The 16458-nt window shown below is 74.1% G+C and carries 15 protein-coding genes; 5 read left to right on the top strand and 10 right to left on the bottom strand.

From position 1 onward, the window contains the following. Positions 1 to 9 precede the first annotated feature (9 nt). Complete coding sequence (locus tag ACBR40_RS18680; RefSeq protein WP_371249533.1) at positions 10 to 2199, top strand: helicase-associated domain-containing protein; 2190 nt, start codon at positions 10 to 12, stop codon at positions 2197 to 2199. Positions 2200 to 2207: 8 nt separating this feature from the next. Here ACBR40_RS18680 and ACBR40_RS18675 read toward each other — a convergent pair whose 3' ends face one another. The 5 genes from ACBR40_RS18675 to ACBR40_RS18655 form a co-directional block, all read right to left on the bottom strand. Beyond that, a complete protein-coding gene (locus ACBR40_RS18675; RefSeq protein ID WP_371249532.1) occupies positions 2208 to 3695 on the bottom strand; it encodes a cation acetate symporter in 1488 nt (495 codons plus the stop codon). After that, entirely contained in the window at positions 3692 to 4108 is a 417-nt protein-coding gene (locus ACBR40_RS18670) for a hypothetical protein (RefSeq protein WP_344211836.1), read from the bottom strand. The genes ACBR40_RS18675 and ACBR40_RS18670 overlap by 4 nt, the downstream gene beginning before the upstream one ends. Beyond that, complete coding sequence (locus ACBR40_RS18665) at positions 4105 to 4857, bottom strand: LytTR family DNA-binding domain-containing protein (RefSeq protein WP_344211838.1); 753 nt, start codon at positions 4855 to 4857, stop codon at positions 4105 to 4107. The genes ACBR40_RS18670 and ACBR40_RS18665 overlap by 4 nt, the downstream gene beginning before the upstream one ends. A gap of 33 nt (positions 4858 to 4890) precedes the next feature. Beyond that, positions 4891 to 6072 (bottom strand): histidine kinase, encoded by a 1182-nt coding sequence (locus ACBR40_RS18660; protein WP_329574333.1) that lies wholly within the window; start codon positions 6070 to 6072, stop codon positions 4891 to 4893. A gap of 69 nt (positions 6073 to 6141) precedes the next feature. Beyond that, the gene (locus tag ACBR40_RS18655) at positions 6142 to 6546 is read right to left on the bottom strand and encodes an HIT family protein (RefSeq protein WP_364444716.1); all 405 of its coding nucleotides are present in this window, start codon (positions 6544 to 6546) and stop codon (positions 6142 to 6144) included. Positions 6547 to 6600: 54 nt separating this feature from the next. On the opposite strand from ACBR40_RS18655, the gene ACBR40_RS18650 reads away from it, so the two are divergent. Together ACBR40_RS18650 and ACBR40_RS18645 are read left to right on the top strand one after the other, a co-directional pair. Further along, entirely contained in the window at positions 6601 to 8133 is a 1533-nt protein-coding gene (locus ACBR40_RS18650) for an MFS transporter (protein WP_371249531.1), read from the top strand. A 7-nt stretch (positions 8134 to 8140) separates the two neighbouring features. Beyond that, positions 8141 to 8737 carry a TetR/AcrR family transcriptional regulator gene (locus ACBR40_RS18645; RefSeq protein WP_344211845.1) on the top strand — a complete coding sequence of 199 codons (597 nt, stop codon included), beginning with the start codon at positions 8141 to 8143 and terminating at the stop codon, positions 8735 to 8737. On the opposite strand, the gene ACBR40_RS18640 is transcribed toward ACBR40_RS18645, so the two are convergent. The 4 genes from ACBR40_RS18640 to ACBR40_RS18625 are packed head-to-tail and all read right to left on the bottom strand — an operon-like array spanning position 8673 to position 11475. Beyond that, positions 8673 to 9158, bottom strand: a complete 486-nt coding sequence (locus ACBR40_RS18640) for a protease inhibitor I42 family protein (protein ID WP_371249530.1) — start codon at positions 9156 to 9158, stop codon at positions 8673 to 8675. The two genes, ACBR40_RS18645 and ACBR40_RS18640, sit on opposite strands and share 65 nt — an antisense overlap. Then, positions 9155 to 10126: a YihY/virulence factor BrkB family protein gene (locus tag ACBR40_RS18635; RefSeq protein WP_344211849.1), complete on the bottom strand. Its 972-nt coding sequence runs from the start codon at positions 10124 to 10126 to the stop codon at positions 9155 to 9157. Before ACBR40_RS18635 ends, ACBR40_RS18640 begins: the two co-directional genes overlap by 4 nt. After that, a complete protein-coding gene (locus tag ACBR40_RS18630) occupies positions 10127 to 11098 on the bottom strand; it encodes a DUF3618 domain-containing protein (protein WP_371249529.1) in 972 nt (323 codons plus the stop codon). After that, positions 11095 to 11475, bottom strand: coding sequence for a phage holin family protein (locus ACBR40_RS18625; protein ID WP_344211853.1), 381 nt, complete (start codon positions 11473 to 11475; stop codon positions 11095 to 11097). The genes ACBR40_RS18630 and ACBR40_RS18625 overlap by 4 nt, the downstream gene beginning before the upstream one ends. 311 nt (positions 11476 to 11786) lie before the next feature. Between ACBR40_RS18625 and ACBR40_RS18620 the strand changes: the two genes are divergently transcribed. Together ACBR40_RS18620 and ACBR40_RS18615 are read left to right on the top strand one after the other, a co-directional pair. Continuing rightward, positions 11787 to 14714 carry a DEAD/DEAH box helicase gene (locus tag ACBR40_RS18620; protein ID WP_371249528.1) on the top strand — a complete coding sequence of 976 codons (2928 nt, stop codon included), beginning with the start codon at positions 11787 to 11789 and terminating at the stop codon, positions 14712 to 14714. 1 nt (position 14715) lies between these two features. Further along, a complete protein-coding gene (locus ACBR40_RS18615) occupies positions 14716 to 15495 on the top strand; it encodes an SWIM zinc finger family protein (RefSeq protein WP_371249527.1) in 780 nt (259 codons plus the stop codon). Positions 15496 to 15511: 16 nt separating this feature from the next. Here the strand turns inward: ACBR40_RS18615 and ACBR40_RS18610 are convergent, their stop codons facing one another. Then, a complete protein-coding gene (locus ACBR40_RS18610) occupies positions 15512 to 16450 on the bottom strand; it encodes a YegS/Rv2252/BmrU family lipid kinase (protein ID WP_344211859.1) in 939 nt (312 codons plus the stop codon). Positions 16451 to 16458: the final 8 nt, after the last annotated feature.

The following is a 16458-nucleotide window of genomic DNA, read 5'->3' as shown; positions in this document are numbered from 1 at the left end:
TCTCGTGCCGTGCCGCGCACGAACGCCGAACTCACCACCCTCCTGGAGCACCGCCCGGAGCTGGCGGCGGCTCCCTCGCTCGACGTGGTCGAACGCCTGCTGGCCCGGCCCGAGCCGGCCATCCCCGTCCTGCTCGGCCTCGACGCCGACTGCCACGTGGTCAGCCAGGCCGTCCAGGCGGCGGGCGGGGCCACGACCCGCGAGCGCCTGGCGGCGGCCCTGCACGACCCCCGGGGCCGCCTCGGCGAGGTGCTCGGCACGCTCGCCGCCCACGGCCTGCTCACCCTCGACGGCCCTTCCGTACGCTCGCCGCACCGTGGCGGGCTGTGGGCGCACCCGTTCGGGCTGGGCAGGCCACTGCGCGAGCTGGCCGGTGAGCTGAGCGCCGAGATGCTGAAGACGCTGGTGAGCGCGCACGGCGGCCGGGCCAGGGGCCGGCGGGCGGAGCTCGCGGCCGAGGCCGGGCGGCTGCTGGCCGACGGCGCGGCGGTCCGGGCCCGCGCCGCCCGCCTTCCCCGTCAGGCGGCCGATCTGCTGCGGACGATGGCTGCCGGACGGCCGGTGCTGGAGAGCGAGCAGGTCCACTTCGGGGCCGGGGTTCGTACGCATCCGGTGCAACGGCTGGTCGAGGCCGGGTTCGTGGTGCGCGACGGATGGGCCTACGAGATGCCGCGCGAGATCGGCCTCGCGCTGCGCGGCGACGACTGGCGGCCGGCGCTGACCGGGCAGCCCGACGTTCCCGTGCGCGAGGCCGGGCCGTCCGCCGACGGGGTGGGCGCCGCCCTGCGCGCGCTCGACCTGGTCGAGGCCCTGGTCGAGCTGGCCACCGACACGCCGCTCACCGAGCTGAAGGCGGGCGGCGTCGGCACGCGGGAGCTGCGGCGGGCGGCCAAGGCGCTGGGCGTCACGGAGCAGGAGGTGACGTTGTGGCTCGACGTCGCCCACGCCGCCGCGCTGGTCGCCTCCGACGGCGGCGAGCGGCTGACCGGCACCACCCTGGCCGACGACTGGCTCGCCCGCTCCCCCGCCGCCCGCTGGCGGGTGCTCGCCGCCGCCTGGCACGGGCTGCCGCAGGCGGCGACCCACCGGGTGGTGGGGTGCTGCGAGGGGCACCTGGACCCGCTGCCGCCGCCCTACGTGTTCGAGTGCGGGGCGGGGGCGATCCGCCGGGCCGTCCTGGACACGCTCCGCACCCTGGCCGAGGGCGTGGGCGCGGAGGCGTCCGGGCTGATGACGGCCGTCCACTGGCGCACCCGCGCCGCCGCCGAGTCACCGCCGGCCGCCGAGCCCTTCGTGACGGCCGCCCTCCGCGAGGGCGACCTCCTCGGCCTCACCACCGACGGCGCCCTCACCCACCTGGGCCGCGCCTACCTCGCAGCCCCCGGCGCCTCCGGCGGGGAGCCGGAGGAGCTGGCGGCGCTGTTTCCCGTGCCCGCTCTCACCGTCACGCTGCAGAACGACCTGACCGCCATCGTCACCGGCCTTCCCGCGCCCGCCCTGGCCGCCTTCCTCGGCTCGTGCGCCGACCTGGAGTCGCGTGACCGGGCGAGCGTGTGGCGTTTCTCCGAGCGGAGCGTGCGGCGGGCCCTCGACGCGGGCGGCGACGCCGAGTCCCTGCTGGCGGGCCTGGCCCGGCACAGCGCGAAGGACGTTCCGCAGGCCCTGCGCTACCTTGTCACCGACACGGCGCGCAAGCACGGCACGCTCAAGGTCGCCGCCACCCCGTCGGTGGTGATCGCCGCCGACGCGGTCACGCTCACCGGGTTGTGCCGCGCGAAGTCGCTGCGCAAGCTCGCCCTCCAGCAGGTCGCGCCCACGGTCGCGCTGTCCGCCCGCCCGCCCGAGGAGACCCTGCGTCTCCTCCGCGAGGCCGGGCAGGCGCCCGTGGCCCTGGCGCCCGACGGCACGATCAGGGCCGAGCCGGCCCGCCGGCCCCGGCTCACCGTCGACGCCGAGCCCGCTCCCGACCCGGCCGCCACGGCCGCCGCCATGCTCAAGGGCACCGCCACGTCCGGCACCGCCGAGGCCCTGGCCCTGGCGGCGATGACCGGCGAGCTGGTCGTCATCGTCTCCCAGCGCCGCGAACACTACATGGACGACCTCGCGATCGCCGGCGACGCGATCACCGGCTACTGCCACGACTGCGACCGCGGCCACACCTTCGACCGGGCTCGCGTCACCAGGGCCTACCTGCCCTGAGAAAAGCCCTAGGACGAGCGGGGCCGCCAGTCGCCGCGGTTGAGGTCCAGGTTCTCGGGGGTGTGCAGGCGGACCATGACGCGCGCCACGTTCGCCGGCACCCGGTGCGGGGTCAGGAAGGACACCGCCACCATCACCACGAACGCGATCGGCACCGTCCACGCCGCGGGCTGGGCCAGCAGCGCCGTCGTGAAGCCGTCGTACGGCGCCCCCGTGATCGTGGCCAGCACCGCGCCGCAGGCGAGGCCGCCGCCCACGAGCAGCCCCGCCAGCGCCCCCGTCGTCGTGAGGCGGCGCCACCAGATGCCGAGCACCAGCAGCGGGCAGAACGACGAGGCCGCCACCGCGAAGGCCAGCCCCACCACGTCCGCCACCGGGAGCTGGCGCGCCCACAGCGCCAGGCCCAGCGGCACCGTCACGGCCATGAGGGTGGCGATCCTGAACGAGCGCACCCCGCCCTTGAGCAGGTCCTGCGCGATCACCCCTGCCACGGACACGGTCAGCCCGGACGAGGTTGACAGGAACGCCGCGAACGCCCCGGCGGTCAGCAGCGCCGTCAGCAGCTCGCCCAGGGTGCCGCCGATCATCCGGGCGGGCAGCGTCAGCACCACCGTGTCGGTGCGGGTCAGGTCGGGGGCGTAGAGGCGGCCGAGCCAGCCGTACATGGCGGGCAGCAGGTAGAAGGCGCCGAGCAGGGAGAGCACGACGAGCGTCGTACGGCGGGCGGCCCGGCCGTCGGGGTTGGTGTAGAAGCGCACGAGCACGTGCGGCAGCCCCATGGTCCCCAGGAACGTGGCCAGGATCAGCGAGTACGTCGAGTACAGCCCGTACTCCCTGCCCCCGCTGAGCGGCGTCTGCCAGGTGACGGCGTCCGCGGCGCTCACCCCGGGCGCGCCGTCCGCGCGCCAGGCCATGAGCAGGAACACCAGCGGCACGGCCAGCGCCGTCAGCTTGAGCCAGTACTGGAACGCCTGCACGAACGTGATCGACCGCATGCCGCCGGACAGCACGTTCACCGCCACGACCAGGGCCACCAGCAGCCCGCCCGCCCACGGGGGCGCGCCGGTGATCTCGCGCAGCACCAGCCCGGCGCTCTGGAACTGCGGCATCAGGTAGAGCCAGCCGATGAGCACGACCAGCACGCTCGCCGTCCTGCGCACGGTCATGGACTCCAGCCGGGCCTCGGCGAAGTCGGGCAGCGTGTACGCCCCGGAGCGCCGCAGCGGCGCGGACACCAGCACCAGCAGCACCAGGTAGCCGCCGGTCCAGCCGACCGGCAGCCACAGCATGTCCACGCCGAAGGCGAGGATGAGCCCGGCGACGCCGAGGAAGGAGGCGGCCGACAGGTACTCGCCGCCGATGGCGGAGGCGTTCCAGAGCGGGCTGACGGTGCGGGAGGCGACGTAGAAGTCGGACGTGGTGCGCGAGACGCGGATGCCGAAGGCTCCGATGAGCACGGCCGCCACCACCACGACCAGCACGGCGGTGAGGCTCATCGGCGCTCGACCAGCTCGGCGAAGTGGCGTTCGTTGCGCTCGGCCTGGCGGACGTACAGCCAGGCGCCGAGGACGAAGGCGGGGTAGATGAGCCCGGCGAGCACCGCCCACGGCAGCGGCACGCCGAGCAGCTCGACCTCGCGCAGCTCGGGGATGAGCAGGAACAGCAGCGGCAGACCGCCGACCACGCAGGCGAGGACGGTGCAGACGAACAGCGCCAGCCGGAACTGGGTGCGCAGCAGGGAGCGCATGTAGACCTCGCCGAGGCCGGTCTGCTCGTCGATCTCGCGGGTGGCCGGATAGCGGGGGCGACGCGCGGCGGCGGTGCGCGGGCTGGTCACGGCGGTCCGCCGCGCCCGCCGGCCGGGCCGCGGCTCCTCCGGCGGCGTTCCCGGCGTTTCCCCGAGTGTCATTCCGGGCGTCCCTTCCGTGCGCGCCGGACCAGCAGGTCGCGCAGCTCCCGCGTGTGCCTGCGGCTGACCGGGATCTCGGTGCCGGCCACCCGGACCGTGCACCTGCCCGAGTCGATGTGCAGCTCGTCGATGTGTTTGACGGCCACGAGGTGGCTGCGGTGCACCCGGAGGAACCCGGCCGGGGCCCACCGCTCCTCCAGCGTGGCCAGCGGGATGCGGACGAGATGGCTGCCGGCCGCGGTGTGCAGCCGGGCGTAGTCGCCCTGCGCCTCGACGTAGATGACGTCGGCGCTGGAGACGAAGCGGGTCACCCCGCCCAGCTCGACCGGGATCGTGTCGCTCTCGCCGCCGTCGGCGGCGGGCACGTCCGCCGAGACCGCGACGCGCCGGATGGCCTCCGACAGCCGCTCCGGCCGTACCGGCTTGAGCAGGTAGTCCTCGGCCTTGATCTCGAAGGCGTCCACGGCGTGCTCCTCGTACGCCGTCACGAACACCACCCGGGGCGGGTTGGCGAACTGCGACAGCAGCCGCCCGAGCACCACCCCGTCGAGCCCGCGCATGCGGATGTCGAGGAACACCGCGTCGATCGGCCGCCCGTCGGCGATGGCGCGGTCCAGCAGCCGCAGCGCCTGCGCGCCGTCCCGCGCGGTGGCGACCTCGCCGATGCGGGGGTCGGCGCGCAGCAGGTACGACAGGTCTTCGAGGGCGGGCAGCTCGTCGTCGACCGCGAGAACCCGGAGTTGTGCCATAGACAGTGATGAAACCGACAACAAAGATCAAGGTCAACGGGCAGAGACACCCGGGTGATACTTCGGCAACCTGATGTTGACCTTCGTGCCCGCCCCTTCGCCGGTCTCGACGACGAGGCCGTACTCGTCGCCGTAGACCTGGCGCAGCCGCTCGTCGACGTTGGCCAGCCCGACGCCGCCCGCCGGGACGATCTCCCCGGCGAGGATGAGCCGCAGCCGGTCGGGGTCCATGCCGAGGCCGTCGTCCTCGACGCTGATGCGGCACTCGGCCCCGGCGTCCTCGGCGACGATCGTGATCCGGCCGACGCCGTTGCGGCTCTCCAGCCCGTGGCGTACGGCGTTCTCGACCAGCGGCTGCAGGCACAGGAACGGCACGGCGACGGGCAGCACCTCGGGCGCGATGCGGAGGGTGACCTGGAGCTGGTCGCCGAACCTGGCTCGCTCCAGGATCAGGTAGCGGTCGATGGAGCGCAGCTCCTCGGCGAGGGTGGTGAACTCGCCGTGCCGGCGGAAGGAGTAGCGGGTGAAGTCGGCGAACTCCAGCAGCAGCTCCCTGGCCCGCTCCGGGTCGGTGCGGACGAAGGAGGCGATGGTGGTGAGCGAGTTGTAGATGAAGTGGGGGGAGATCTGCGCCCGCAGCGCGCGTACCTCGGCCTCCATGAGCCGGGTGCGCGAGCGGTCGAGCTCGGCCAGTTCGAGCTGGGAGTCCACCCAGCCGGCGACCTCCTGGGCGGCGCGGACCAGCCCGGCCGAGGCGCTCTGGCTGTAGGCGATGAGCGCGCCGACCACCCGGTCGTCGGTGGTGAGCGGCACCACGACGGCCTGCCTGATCGGACATTCGAGCAGGTCGCAGTCGAGGGTGAGCACCTGGATGCGGCCGTCCTCCAGGGTGGCGGCGGCGTGCTCGAAGGCGTGCTCGGCGTGGTGGTCGTCGCCCTCGCCGTCGTAGACGAGCAGCCGCTCGGCGTCGGCGATGGCCAGGGCGGGCGAGTTGAGCAGGGCGCGCAGGTGCCGGGAGGCGCGCTCGGCGCCGTCCTCGGTGAGCCCGGCGCGCAGCGGCGGCGCGGCCAGCGAGGCGGTGTGCAGGGTCTCGAACGTGGCCCGCTCGGCCGGGCTGGTGCCCAGCTCGCGGCGGCCCCGGAGCACGCGCCAGAGCACGATCGCGGGCACGCCCACGAGCACGGCGACCACGGCGCTGCCGACGACGTACTCCACGCGGCCGAAGCCTAGCCGAGGCCGGAGCCCGAACACACAGGGCCCGCGCACACCGGACGGTCCGGCGGCTCAGAGCGCCGCCGCGACGCGGGCGGCGTACGACTCGGCCTCCTCGGCGGAGTCGTATTTGGTGCGGGGCCAGAAGAAGCCGCGCAGGCCGTCCTTGCGGTGCCGGGGCACCACGTGCACGTGCAGGTGGGGGACGCTCTGGCTGATGCGGTTGTTCATGGCGACGAACGTGCCTCCGGCCTCCAGCCCCTCCTCCACGGCCCGCGCCAGGGCCTGCACCCGGGTGAAGAACGGCCCGACGTCGCCGAGGTCGGCCAGCGTCTCGGCGTGGACGCGCGGCACGACCAGCACGTGGCCCTTGAAGACCGGCCGGGCGTCGAGGAAGGCGACCGCCACGTCGTCGGCGTGCACGAGGTGAGCGGGCCGCTCGCCCGCGATGATCTCGCAGAACAGGTCTGTGCTCACGGTCCGACCCTATCGGCTCGGCATTTGGCGACAGGTCGTTGCTATCTTAGGGACATGGTGTCGCTAAACGAGCGGACCCGGCAGAGCTGGCTCCCCCTCTTCGTGCTCGGCGTCGGCATGTCGATGATCATCATCGACGCGACGATCGTGAACGTGGCCGTCCCCGCGATCATGGCCGACCTGTCCTTGTCGGCGACCGACGTCGAGTGGGTCAACTCGATCTACTCGCTCACCTTCGCCGCCCTGCTGGTCCCGCTCAGCCGCACCGGCGACGCGCACGGCCGCCGGCGCATGTTCGCCTCGGGCCTGGTCGTGTTCCTGGTGGCCAGCGTGCTCGCGGCCATGGCGGGCAGCGGCGCGCTGCTCATCGGCGCCCGCGTGCTCCAGGGCGTCGGCGCGTCGATGGTGGTGCCGATGACGCTCGCCGTCATCAACGCCCTCTACGTCGGGCCGCGCCGCACGATCGCCTTCGCCGTCTGGGGCTCGGTCATCGGCGGCATGGCCGCGCTCGGCCCGCTGCTCGGCGGCTGGCTGGTGACCGGCCACGGCTGGCGCTGGGCGTTCTGGGTGAACCTGCCCATCGGCCTGCTCGTGCTGCTCGGCACGCTCAAGGTGCCGGAGTCCAAGGACCCGGACGCCCGCGGCTGGGACGTGCCCGGCGTGCTGCTGTCCGTCATCGGCACCTCGGCGCTGGTGTTCGGGCTCATCGAGGGCCAGCGCTACGGCTGGTTCGCCCCGGCCGAGGGGCACTCGATCTCGCCCATCCCGTTCGCGTTCGCGCTGGCGGCGCTGGCGCTCACGGCGTTCACGCTGGTCGAGCGGGCGCGGGCGCGGGCGCGGGCGGGCCGGCCGGTGATCCTGGACCTGTCGCTGCTCGCCATCCCCTCCTTCCGTTACGGCTGCCTCACCGCGATGATCGTCACGCTCGGCGAGTTCGGCATGATCCTGGTGCTGCCGCTGTTCCTGCAGTCGGCGATGGCGTTCACCGCGTTCGAGGCCGGCCTGGTCATCGCCTCGCTGGCGCTCGGGACGTTCCTGGCCGGCGGCATGGTGCCGAAGCTCCGGCTGACCCCGCGCCTCATCGTCCGGCTCGGCCTGGCCCTGGAGGCCGTCGGCGCGATCGCGGTCGGCCTGTCGGTCTCCCCGTCGCTCGGCCACTGGACGCTGGTGCCCTGGCTCGTCGTGTACGGCGTCGGCGTCGGCTTCGCCTCGGCCCAGCTCCCGAACCTCACGCTGGCCCAGGTGCCGCCCCGGCAGTCCGGCGTCGCCTCCGGCCTGCAGAGCGCGATCCGCCAGCTCGGCGCCGCGATCGGCATCGCCGTGCTCGGCTCGGTGCTGGTGACCGGCCTCGGCTCGGCCATGGCCGACCGCCTGCCGGCCGACCCGGCGCTCGGCAAGGCGGTGCGCGACAGCGCGGGCGCGGCCGTCGCCATGATCAAGGACCCGGTCAGGCACGCCGCCGCGGTCGCCGCGGCCGCCGACGCCACCCGCCGGGTGACCGTCTTCACCGGGATCGTGCTGTTCGGCGGGGTCGGGCTGACGCTGCTGCTGCCCGATACTGGGGTGGGACGACGCGAGGAGGAGTGAGACAGCGGTGCCGAGGATCAGCGCGGCCACGGTGGCCGACCATCGGGCGGGCCGGCACGCCGCGCTGCTGGCGGCGGCGATGGAGATCCTGGCCGCCGAGGGCGCGGCCGGGCTCACCCCGGCCGCCGTCGGGGCCCGGGTCGGGCTGGCCCGCTCCAGCGTCTACCGCTACTTCTCCTCGACCGCCGACATCCTCGCCCAGCTCGTCGAGGACGCGATCCCGCGCTGGGCCGGCCGGCTGGCGAGCGCGGCGGCGACCGGCGACGACCTGGAGACCCGGGTGCGCGCCTACGGCACGGTGACGCTGTCGTTCGCCGCGCATCCCGACTACGCGCTGCTGCGCGCCCTGAGCGCCGTGGACCTGCCGCCCGACTGCCGCGAGCGGCTCGACCAGCTCCACGAGACGATGATCGGCCCGCTGCGCGAGATCCTGGCCGAGGCCGGGCACGACGACCCCGGCCTCGTGGCCCACCTGGGCTGGAACGTGCTCGGCGAGGGCCTGCGCCGGCTCGCCGCCGGCCCGGCCGACCCCGCCGCCGTCACCCGGACGGTGCTGGAGGTGCTGGTCCGCGGGATGTCGCCGGGCCCTCCTTCGTCACCGTGAGCGTGAAGACGGCCTCGCCCGACTCGCTGCGGCTCTGCTCGTTCTCCGGCGTCCCGCCGGTGCCGCAGCGCCAGCAGTCGTACAGCCTGACCTCGGTGGTGCCCGGCTGCTTGGCGTTGAACACGAAGTAGGTGGTGCCGCCCCCGCCGACCTGGTCGCCGTCGCCCTCGTGCTCCTGGCTGATGAACGACACCACCTTCGTGTCCGGCAGGGCCTTCAGCGACCAGCTGTCGCCCACCGACGCGTTGCCGGTCACCGCCAGCGAGAAGCGCTGCCCGCTGCGCAGCTCCACCGGCACGGTGGCGCCCTTGGCGCCCTTGACCACCGTGCCGAGGTCGCTCACCGCCGAGCCGGCCCCGCAACCGCCGCAGGCGGCGAGCAGCAGCAGGCCGAGCCCGGCGGCGGCCGTTCGAAGTGTCATTCCGGCAGGCTATCGGCCTTCGGCTCGTCGCGGGGCACGGCGTACGGCTCCCGCTCGGCCGGGCGGCCCCCGGCGATCGCGCGCTGCCGGATCAGCTCGGCGTCGAACTCCGCGCCGAGCAGCAGCGCCATGTTCGACAGCCACAGCCAGACCAGGAACACCACGATCCCGGCCAGCGCGCCGTACGTCTTGCTGTAGGACGCGAAGTTGGCGACGTACAGGGCGAACCCGCCGGAGACGATCACCCACAGCACGATCGCGAGGATGCTGCCCGGCGAGATCCAGCGCAGGCCGGGCTGGCGCACGTTCGGCGCGGCCCAGTACAGCAGCATGATCAGCCCGGCGGCGACCAGCACCATGATCGGCCACTTGAGGATGTCCCAGGCGAGCACGGCCGCCTCGCCGAGACCGAGCGCGCGGCCGAGCGCCGCCGCGAGGTCGCCGGTGAGGGTGACGGCGATCGCGCCGACCGCCAGCAGCACGGTGGCCAGCAGGGTGAGGCCGATCCGCAGCGGGGTCGTCTTCCAGAACGGGCGGCCCTCGTCGATGTCGTAGATCGTGTTGCCGGCCCGGATGAAGGCCGCGATGTAGCCGGAGGCCGACCACAGGGCGACCACCAGGCCGACGATCGCCACGGCGCTCGCGGCGCCCGCGCCGTTCTGCGCCGCCTGGATGCTCGTCACCATCAGGTCGCGCACCTCGGCGGGCACCAGCACCATGACGCCGGAGAGCTGGGCCGCGGCGTCGCCCCGCCCCAGCAGCCCGAACACCGACACCAGCACGATCAGCGCGGGGAAGATCGACAGGACCGCGTAGTAGGTGAGCCCGGCGGCGAGGTCCTGAAGACGGTCGTTCTTGAACTCGATGATCGTCCGCTTCAGCACCGTCCACCAGGTCCGGCGGGGGAATTCGCCCGGGCCGTCGGGCACTCCGGCGGCCCGTTCCGCGGCGTCTCTGGAAACCGTCACCTACCTGCTCCCGAGTCCCATCAGGCGACGGCGCGCGGGACGGCCCGTCAGGCGTCCCTTGACGACGGCGCCCTTGATGACGCCGCCCCTCGTCACGCGTCCGCTCGTCAGGCGGGCCTTCACGCGGCCCGCCGCGTCGCCCCGCATCACGCGCTCCACGAACGTGCGGCGCGCGGTCATGCGGCGCCGCGCCATCCGCCGTACGACGAGGACGGCCACGGCCCCGGCGGCCACGGCGACGAGCAGCGCCGGACGCCGCCTCGCCTCCACGGCGACGGCCTTCATCTGCTCGGGCGTGTGCTCGCCGACCTGACCGGCCATCTCGGAGGTCCTGTCCTTGATCACGACGGCGGCTTCTGAGGCACGGGCCCTGACCGTTCCCGCGGCCTCGGACGCCCGCTCCTTCGCCACGCCCGCGGTCTCGGCCGCCCGCTCCCTGGCCACCGCGGCGGCCACCCCGGCGCGGTCCCTGGCCACCCCCGCGGCCTCGGCGGCGCGGGCCCTGAACGCCCCGGCGGCCTCGGCCGCCCGGCCCTTGGCCACCTCGGCGGCGTGGCTCGCCCTCGACTTCACGTCGGCCTTGTCCGCCAGCGCGCTGACCGTGCGGCCCAGCTGCTCGCGGGTCTCCTCGATGTCCCTGCGCACGGCGGCTCTTCCGTCGTCCTCGTCCTCGTCGTCGGCGCGCCTCCGGGTGCCGTGGGCGCGTTCGGCCCGGTGCACCTCGCGCATGGAACGTTCCTCCGTGCGCAGGCTCTCGACGGCCTCGGCCCGCTCGTCCCTGATGGGCCCTTCCGGGATGAAGGTCTCGTGGCCCTCCCGCGCGGCCTCCGCCCGCCTGGCGTTCTCCGTCGCGCCCGGCCTGGTGGGAGGCACGTTGACGGACTCAGGCTCGGTGGGGGCGCCCACGGTGGCCCGGTGCGCGCCCACGTCGCCGGCGTGCTGCTCGCTGTATCCGGGATCCGTCTCGCTCATCGATGTGCCCTCTCCTTGACCATGTCGATGTCGGCCTTGACGCTCGCGATGGTCTCCTCGGGGACCGGCGGCGTGGCCCGTTGCACCTGGTTCTTGCCGACCAGGCCCAGGACGGCGGCGACGACGAGCAGGACGACCCCCACGACGGCGGCCGCGACCCACGCGGGCATGGCCAGGGCGAGGAGCAGGATGACGGCGGCCACCAGCGCGGCGGCGCCGAAGAAGGCGGCCGTTCCGGCCGCCCCGAACAGGCCCGCGCCGAAGCCGGCGCGCTTGCCCTTCGCGGTGAGTTCCATCCTGGCCAGGCGGAGTTCGTCCTTGACCAGCCGGGAGACCTGTTCGGAAAGGTCACTGACCAGTTTCTGGGTGTCGCTCACGATCGTTCGCCTCCTCCGTCCGAGTGAGGCGACTACCCAGGCACTTGGCCTTCTATCACGCGGCTATTTCCGCCTGGCGGACTTCAGCACGAGGTCGAGGACCTTCAGCACGGGATCCTTGGGCGTCTCACACCAGTTGTCGGGCTGCTTCGGCTTGCTCCACGGAGACGGGAGCTCGCACGACGGAGCCTGCGGCTTGGGTCGTTCACACCACGATCCGGGATTACTGGTCATATTTCCACTTTACGCTTTCAGGGGCCGCTTATATAAGCGCGAACGATTTCCCTGACGGGCGACGGTAATCTGCCCTGGTGCTGGTCGTACACGGGGTCTGGACAGAGGACGGGCTCGCCTTCTGGGCGGAGGACGTCGAGGGCGGCGGGCCGGCGGCACGGACGGGCCGCGGCTCCCGCCCCCATCCCTTCGCCGCCCCGGCCGCCGCCATTGCCGCCGCGCTCGGCCTGGACGAGCCCGCCGAGCGGACGCTGGAGCTGTTGCTCCCCGGCTCGGCCGCGGAGCCGTCGCCGTCGCCGGAGACCGGGCGGCTGACCGAGGCCACCCGGCCGCGGCTGCGGCCGTGGCGGGTGCCGGCCGTCGTCCCGCCCGCCGCCACGGCGCTGCGCCTGCTCGCCGGACGGCCGGAGACGGCGACCCTGCGCCACTGGGCGGCGGTCGCCGATCTCGCCCGTGACCTCGTACGGCGAGGCCGCGTCCTGCCCCAGCTCGCCCTGGAGCCGGGCGGGGCACGGGCCGTGTGGCGGCCGGTCGTCAACGGGACCGACGGCGGCTACTTCCGCGAGCTGGCCCTCGCCATGCCGCCCGCCTGCCGGACCGCCGCCGCCGAACGGCCGTCCGCCGGCGTGCTGCGCGCGGCCCTGGAGACGTTCGCGGACGCGCTGGTCCGGCAGGCGCTCACCGAGCCGCTGGTCACCCGCCCCGCCACCCCCCGTGACCGCTGGCTGGCGGCGCTGACCGGCCCCGACCCGTCCTGCCCCGACGTCCCGGAGCTGCGCGCCGAGCTGGCCGCCTGGCACGACGCCGCCGCGACAGCCGAGGGCGCGGCCCGCGTGTGCTTCCGCCTCATGGAGCCCGCGGCGGACCCCACGGGCGACGGGGCGGACGCCTGGCGGGTCGAGCTGGCCTTGCAGGCCGCCGACGACCCCAGCTTGTACGTCCCCGCCGCCGCCCTCTGGGCCGGTGAGCGCGCCCCCGGCCTGCCCCCGGCCCCCGAACGCGAGCTGCTGACCGGCCTCGGCCGCGCCGTCCGGCTCTACCCCGAGCTGGAGCGTGCCCTGCGGGTGCCGGAGCCGGCCGAGCTGGCCCTGGACACCGCGGGCGCGTTCGGGTTCCTGCGCCAGGCCGCGCCGCTGCTCCAGGCGGCCGGGTTCGGCGTGCAGCTCCCCCGCTGGGCGGGCCGCGCGAGGCTCGGGCTCAAGCTGACGACCAGGACCAGGACGCAGACCGCGGCCGTGAGCCAGGGGTTCGGCATGCGGGAGCTGGTCGACTTCCGCGTCGATCTGGCGGTGGGCGACGAGACGATCAGCGAGGAGGAGCTGGCCGAGCTGGCCCGGCTGAAGGTGCCGCTGGTCCGGGTGCGCGGCCAGTGGGTGGAGCTGGACGACCGGCAGCTCAAGGCGGCCCTCCGCGCCGTGGAGGGCGCCCGCGCGGGCGAGGCGGCGGCGGGCGAGATCCTGGAGCTGGTGGCCCGGCACGACGGCGAGCTGCCGCTGCTGGAGGTGGACGCCGACGGCGCGCTCGGCGACCTGCTGTCCGGCCAGGCCGAGCAGCGGCTGCGGCCGATCGCCACGCCGCCGGGCCTGGACGCGGTGCTGCGCCCCTACCAGGAGCGCGGCCTCGCGTGGCTGAGCTTCCTGTCGGAGCTGGGCCTCGGCGGGGTGCTGGCCGACGACATGGGGCTGGGCAAGACGGTCACCACGCTCGCGCTGCTGGTCCACGAGGGCCGCGAGCGAGAGGGGCCGCCGACGCTGCTGGTGTGCCCGATGTCGCTGATCGGCAACTGGCAGCGCGAGGCGGCCAGGTTCGCGCCGGGCCTGCGCGTCTACGTCCACCACGGGGCCGCCCGCGACGCCGCGCTCGTCGGGGACGCCGACCTGGTGATCACCACGTACGGCACCGCCCACCGCGACCTGGAGACGCTGAGGCGGCACGAGTGGCGCCGGGTGGTGTGCGACGAGGCCCAGGCCATCAAGAACAGCGGCACCCTGCAGGCACAGGCCGTCCGCGCGATCCCGGCCGCCACCCGCCTGGCCCTCACCGGCACGCCGGTCGAGAACCACCTGGCCGAGCTCTGGTCGATCATGGAGTTCGCCAACCCGGGGCTGCTGGGGCCGCGCTCGCGGTTCCGCACCCGTTTTCAGGAGCCCATCGAGGCCCGGCAGGACGAGGAGGCCGCGCACGCGCTGCGGCGGGCGACCGGCCCGTTCATCCTGCGCCGGCTGAAGACCGACCGGTCCATCATCACCGACCTGCCGGAGAAGATGGAGGTCAAGGAGTGGTGCCCGCTCACGACCGAGCAGGCAAGCCTCTACCAGGCGGTCGTGGACGACATGCTGGCGAAGATCGTCGACAGCGAGGGCATCGAGCGGCGCGGCCTGGTGCTCGCCACCATGGCCAAGCTCAAGCAGGTCTGCAACCATCCGGCCCACCTGCTGAAGGACGGCTCCCGCCTGGCGGGCCGCTCGGGCAAGCTGGCCAGGCTGGAGCAGCTCGGCGAGGAGATCCTGGCCGAGGGCGAGAAGGCGCTGGTGTTCACCCAGTACGCCGAGTTCGGCGGCCTGCTCCAGCCCTACCTGGAGCGGCGGCTGGAACGCCCGGTGCTGCTGCTGCACGGCGGCCTGCCGAAGAAGACCCGCGACCGCCTGGTGGACCGGTTCCAGAACGACCCCGAGCCGATGTTGTTCGTGCTGTCGCTCAAGGCGGCCGGCGTCGGGCTCAACCTGACGGCGGCCAACCACGTCGTGCACGTGGACCGCTGGTGGAACCCTGCCGTCGAGGACCAGGCCACCGACCGGGCCTTCCGCATCGGACAGCGCAAGAACGTACAGGTGCGCAAGCTGATCTGCGCGGGCACCCTGGAGGAGCGCGTGGACGAGATGATCGAACGCAAGAAGGCCCTGGCCGAGCGGGTGGTGGGCACCGGCGAGGAGTGGCTGACCGACCTGTCCACCAGCGAGCTGCGCGAGGTGTTCAGCCTCACGGGTGAGGCTGGGGGGAGCTGAGATGGCCTGGTTCGACGACTACGACCACCGCGGCCCGATCCGGGTCGAGGGCGGCCTGCGGGCCCGCTCGAAGCGCGGCTCGATCGGCTCCACCTGGTGGTCGCGGCGCTTCATCGACATCCTGGAGCGCGTCTGCGACAAGGGCCGGCTGACCCGCGGCCGGGCCTACGCCCGCCAGGGCCAGGTCCTGTCGATCGACCTGGCCGCCGGGGAGGTCAGGGCGGCCGTGCAGGGCTCGCGGCCCGAGCCGTACGACGTGGTGATCAGGATCGAGGCGTTCGGCGAGCGCCGGTGGGCCGAGCTGGAGGAGGCCATCGCGGCGCAGGCCGTGCACCGGGCCCGGCTGCTGGCCGGGGAGATGCCGCCGGAGATCGAGGAGCTGTTCGCGGCGGCGGGGGCCGACCTGTTCCCGCGCGACCTGGACATGGACTGCTCGTGCCCCGACTGGGGTTTCCCGTGCAAGCACCTGTCGGCGGTGCTCTATCTGCTGGCCGAGGCGTTCGACGACGACCCGTTCCTGGTGCTGGCTTGGCGCGGGCGCACCCGCGAGCAGCTGCTGGGGTCGCTGGCCACCGACGAGGGCTCCGGCGTGCCCGAGGTCGTGGACGTGCCGTTCGCCGAGCGGCTGGCCGACTTCTACGCCCCCGGAGCCACCGCACATCCGCCCGAGCGCCGACCGGCCGCCTCCCCGGCCCTGCTGCTGCGGGTCTTCCCGCCGCCCGGCGACCTGGGCCGCGTGCTCGCCCCCGCCTACGAACGGCTGGGCGAGCGCCCGGCCTGACGCCCGGCGCGGGCGGTCAGCGGTCCTCGAAGGAGTCGGGCACCATCACGCGCACCCCGTTGGGCACCACGCGCAGCCTGATCGGGGTGCGCAGCCGCACCTCGCCGTCCACGTCGGCGGCCATCGGCGGATCGGTCTCCAGCAGCATCTCCCGGCCGACCACGAACGGCCCGCCCGCGAGGCTGCGCCAGCGGCCGGTGGTGGCGCGGAGCAGGGTCTCGCCGAGCAGGCGGAGCTTCTTGCCCGAGCCGAGCTGGTAGGCCACCAGCGTGCCGTTGTCGATGCTGATGTCCCTGGCGACCTGCCAGCCGCCGTGGAAGCGGCCGTTGGCGATGTTGAGCTGGTGGGTGAGCAGCTCGTGGCGCTGGCCCTCGACGGTGATGAAGGCGCGGAAGGGCCGGTGGCCGGGCAGGATCGTCAGCGCCGTCAGCGGGTAGGCGGGCCGGCCGAGCAGGCGCTTGAGCCACGGCTTGACGGTGCCCGCGACCTCCACCGACACGCCGAAGCTGGCCAGGTTGGCGAACGGCCGGTCGTCGGCCATGCCGAGGTCGATGTCGGCCACCTTGCCGGTGGCGAAGACCCGGATCGCCCCGGCCAGGTCGAGCGGCAGGCCGAGGCTGCGGGCGAAGTTGTTGGTGGTGCCGAGCGGCAGCACGCCGAGCGCCACGTCGCGGTGCGCCACGTGCCGCACGGCCGAGGAGAGGGTGCCGTCGCCGCCGCCCACGATGAGCAGGTCGGGGTCGGTCGCGAGCGCGGTGTCGAGCAGCTCGCGCAGGCGCTTGGGGTTGTAGACCGACAGCTCGACCAGGGGCTCGAAGCCCGACTCGTGGAGCTGCTCGATGACCTCGAAGTAGTGGCGGCGGCCCCGGCGCGAGCGAGTGTTGACCACCACGGCCACCCGGCGATCCCGCTGGATCGCCGCGGTGTGCTCGGCTTTGGTGCGCAAGTCGCTCATGGTCACTT

Source organism: Nonomuraea sp. AD125B, from assembly GCF_041402765.1.
GTDB lineage: Bacteria > Actinomycetota > Actinomycetes > Streptosporangiales > Streptosporangiaceae > Nonomuraea > Nonomuraea bangladeshensis.
Note: the sequence above shows the minus strand (reverse complement) of the source record. Positions and strands in the feature narration are given on the sequence as shown.

Bases quoted from the DNA above. Each gene is read 5' to 3' on its own strand.
- ACBR40_RS18615 (WP_371249527.1), top strand. From the start codon at position 14,716: ATGGCCTGGTTCGACGACTACGACCACCGCGGCCCGATCCGGGTCGAG.
- ACBR40_RS18675 (WP_371249532.1), bottom strand. From the start codon at position 3,695: ATGAGCCTCACCGCCGTGCTGGTCGTGGTGGTGGCGGCCGTGCTCATC.
- ACBR40_RS18630 (WP_371249529.1), bottom strand. From the start codon at position 11,098: ATGAGCGAGACGGATCCCGGATACAGCGAGCAGCACGCCGGCGACGTG.
- ACBR40_RS18670 (WP_344211836.1), bottom strand. From the start codon at position 4,108: ATGACACTCGGGGAAACGCCGGGAACGCCGCCGGAGGAGCCGCGGCCC.
- ACBR40_RS18610 (WP_344211859.1), bottom strand. From the start codon at position 16,450: ATGAGCGACTTGCGCACCAAAGCCGAGCACACCGCGGCGATCCAGCGG.
- ACBR40_RS18640 (WP_371249530.1), bottom strand. From the start codon at position 9,158: ATGACACTTCGAACGGCCGCCGCCGGGCTCGGCCTGCTGCTGCTCGCC.
- ACBR40_RS18665 (WP_344211838.1), bottom strand. From the start codon at position 4,857: ATGGCACAACTCCGGGTTCTCGCGGTCGACGACGAGCTGCCCGCCCTC.
- ACBR40_RS18650 (WP_371249531.1), top strand. From the start codon at position 6,601: ATGGTGTCGCTAAACGAGCGGACCCGGCAGAGCTGGCTCCCCCTCTTC.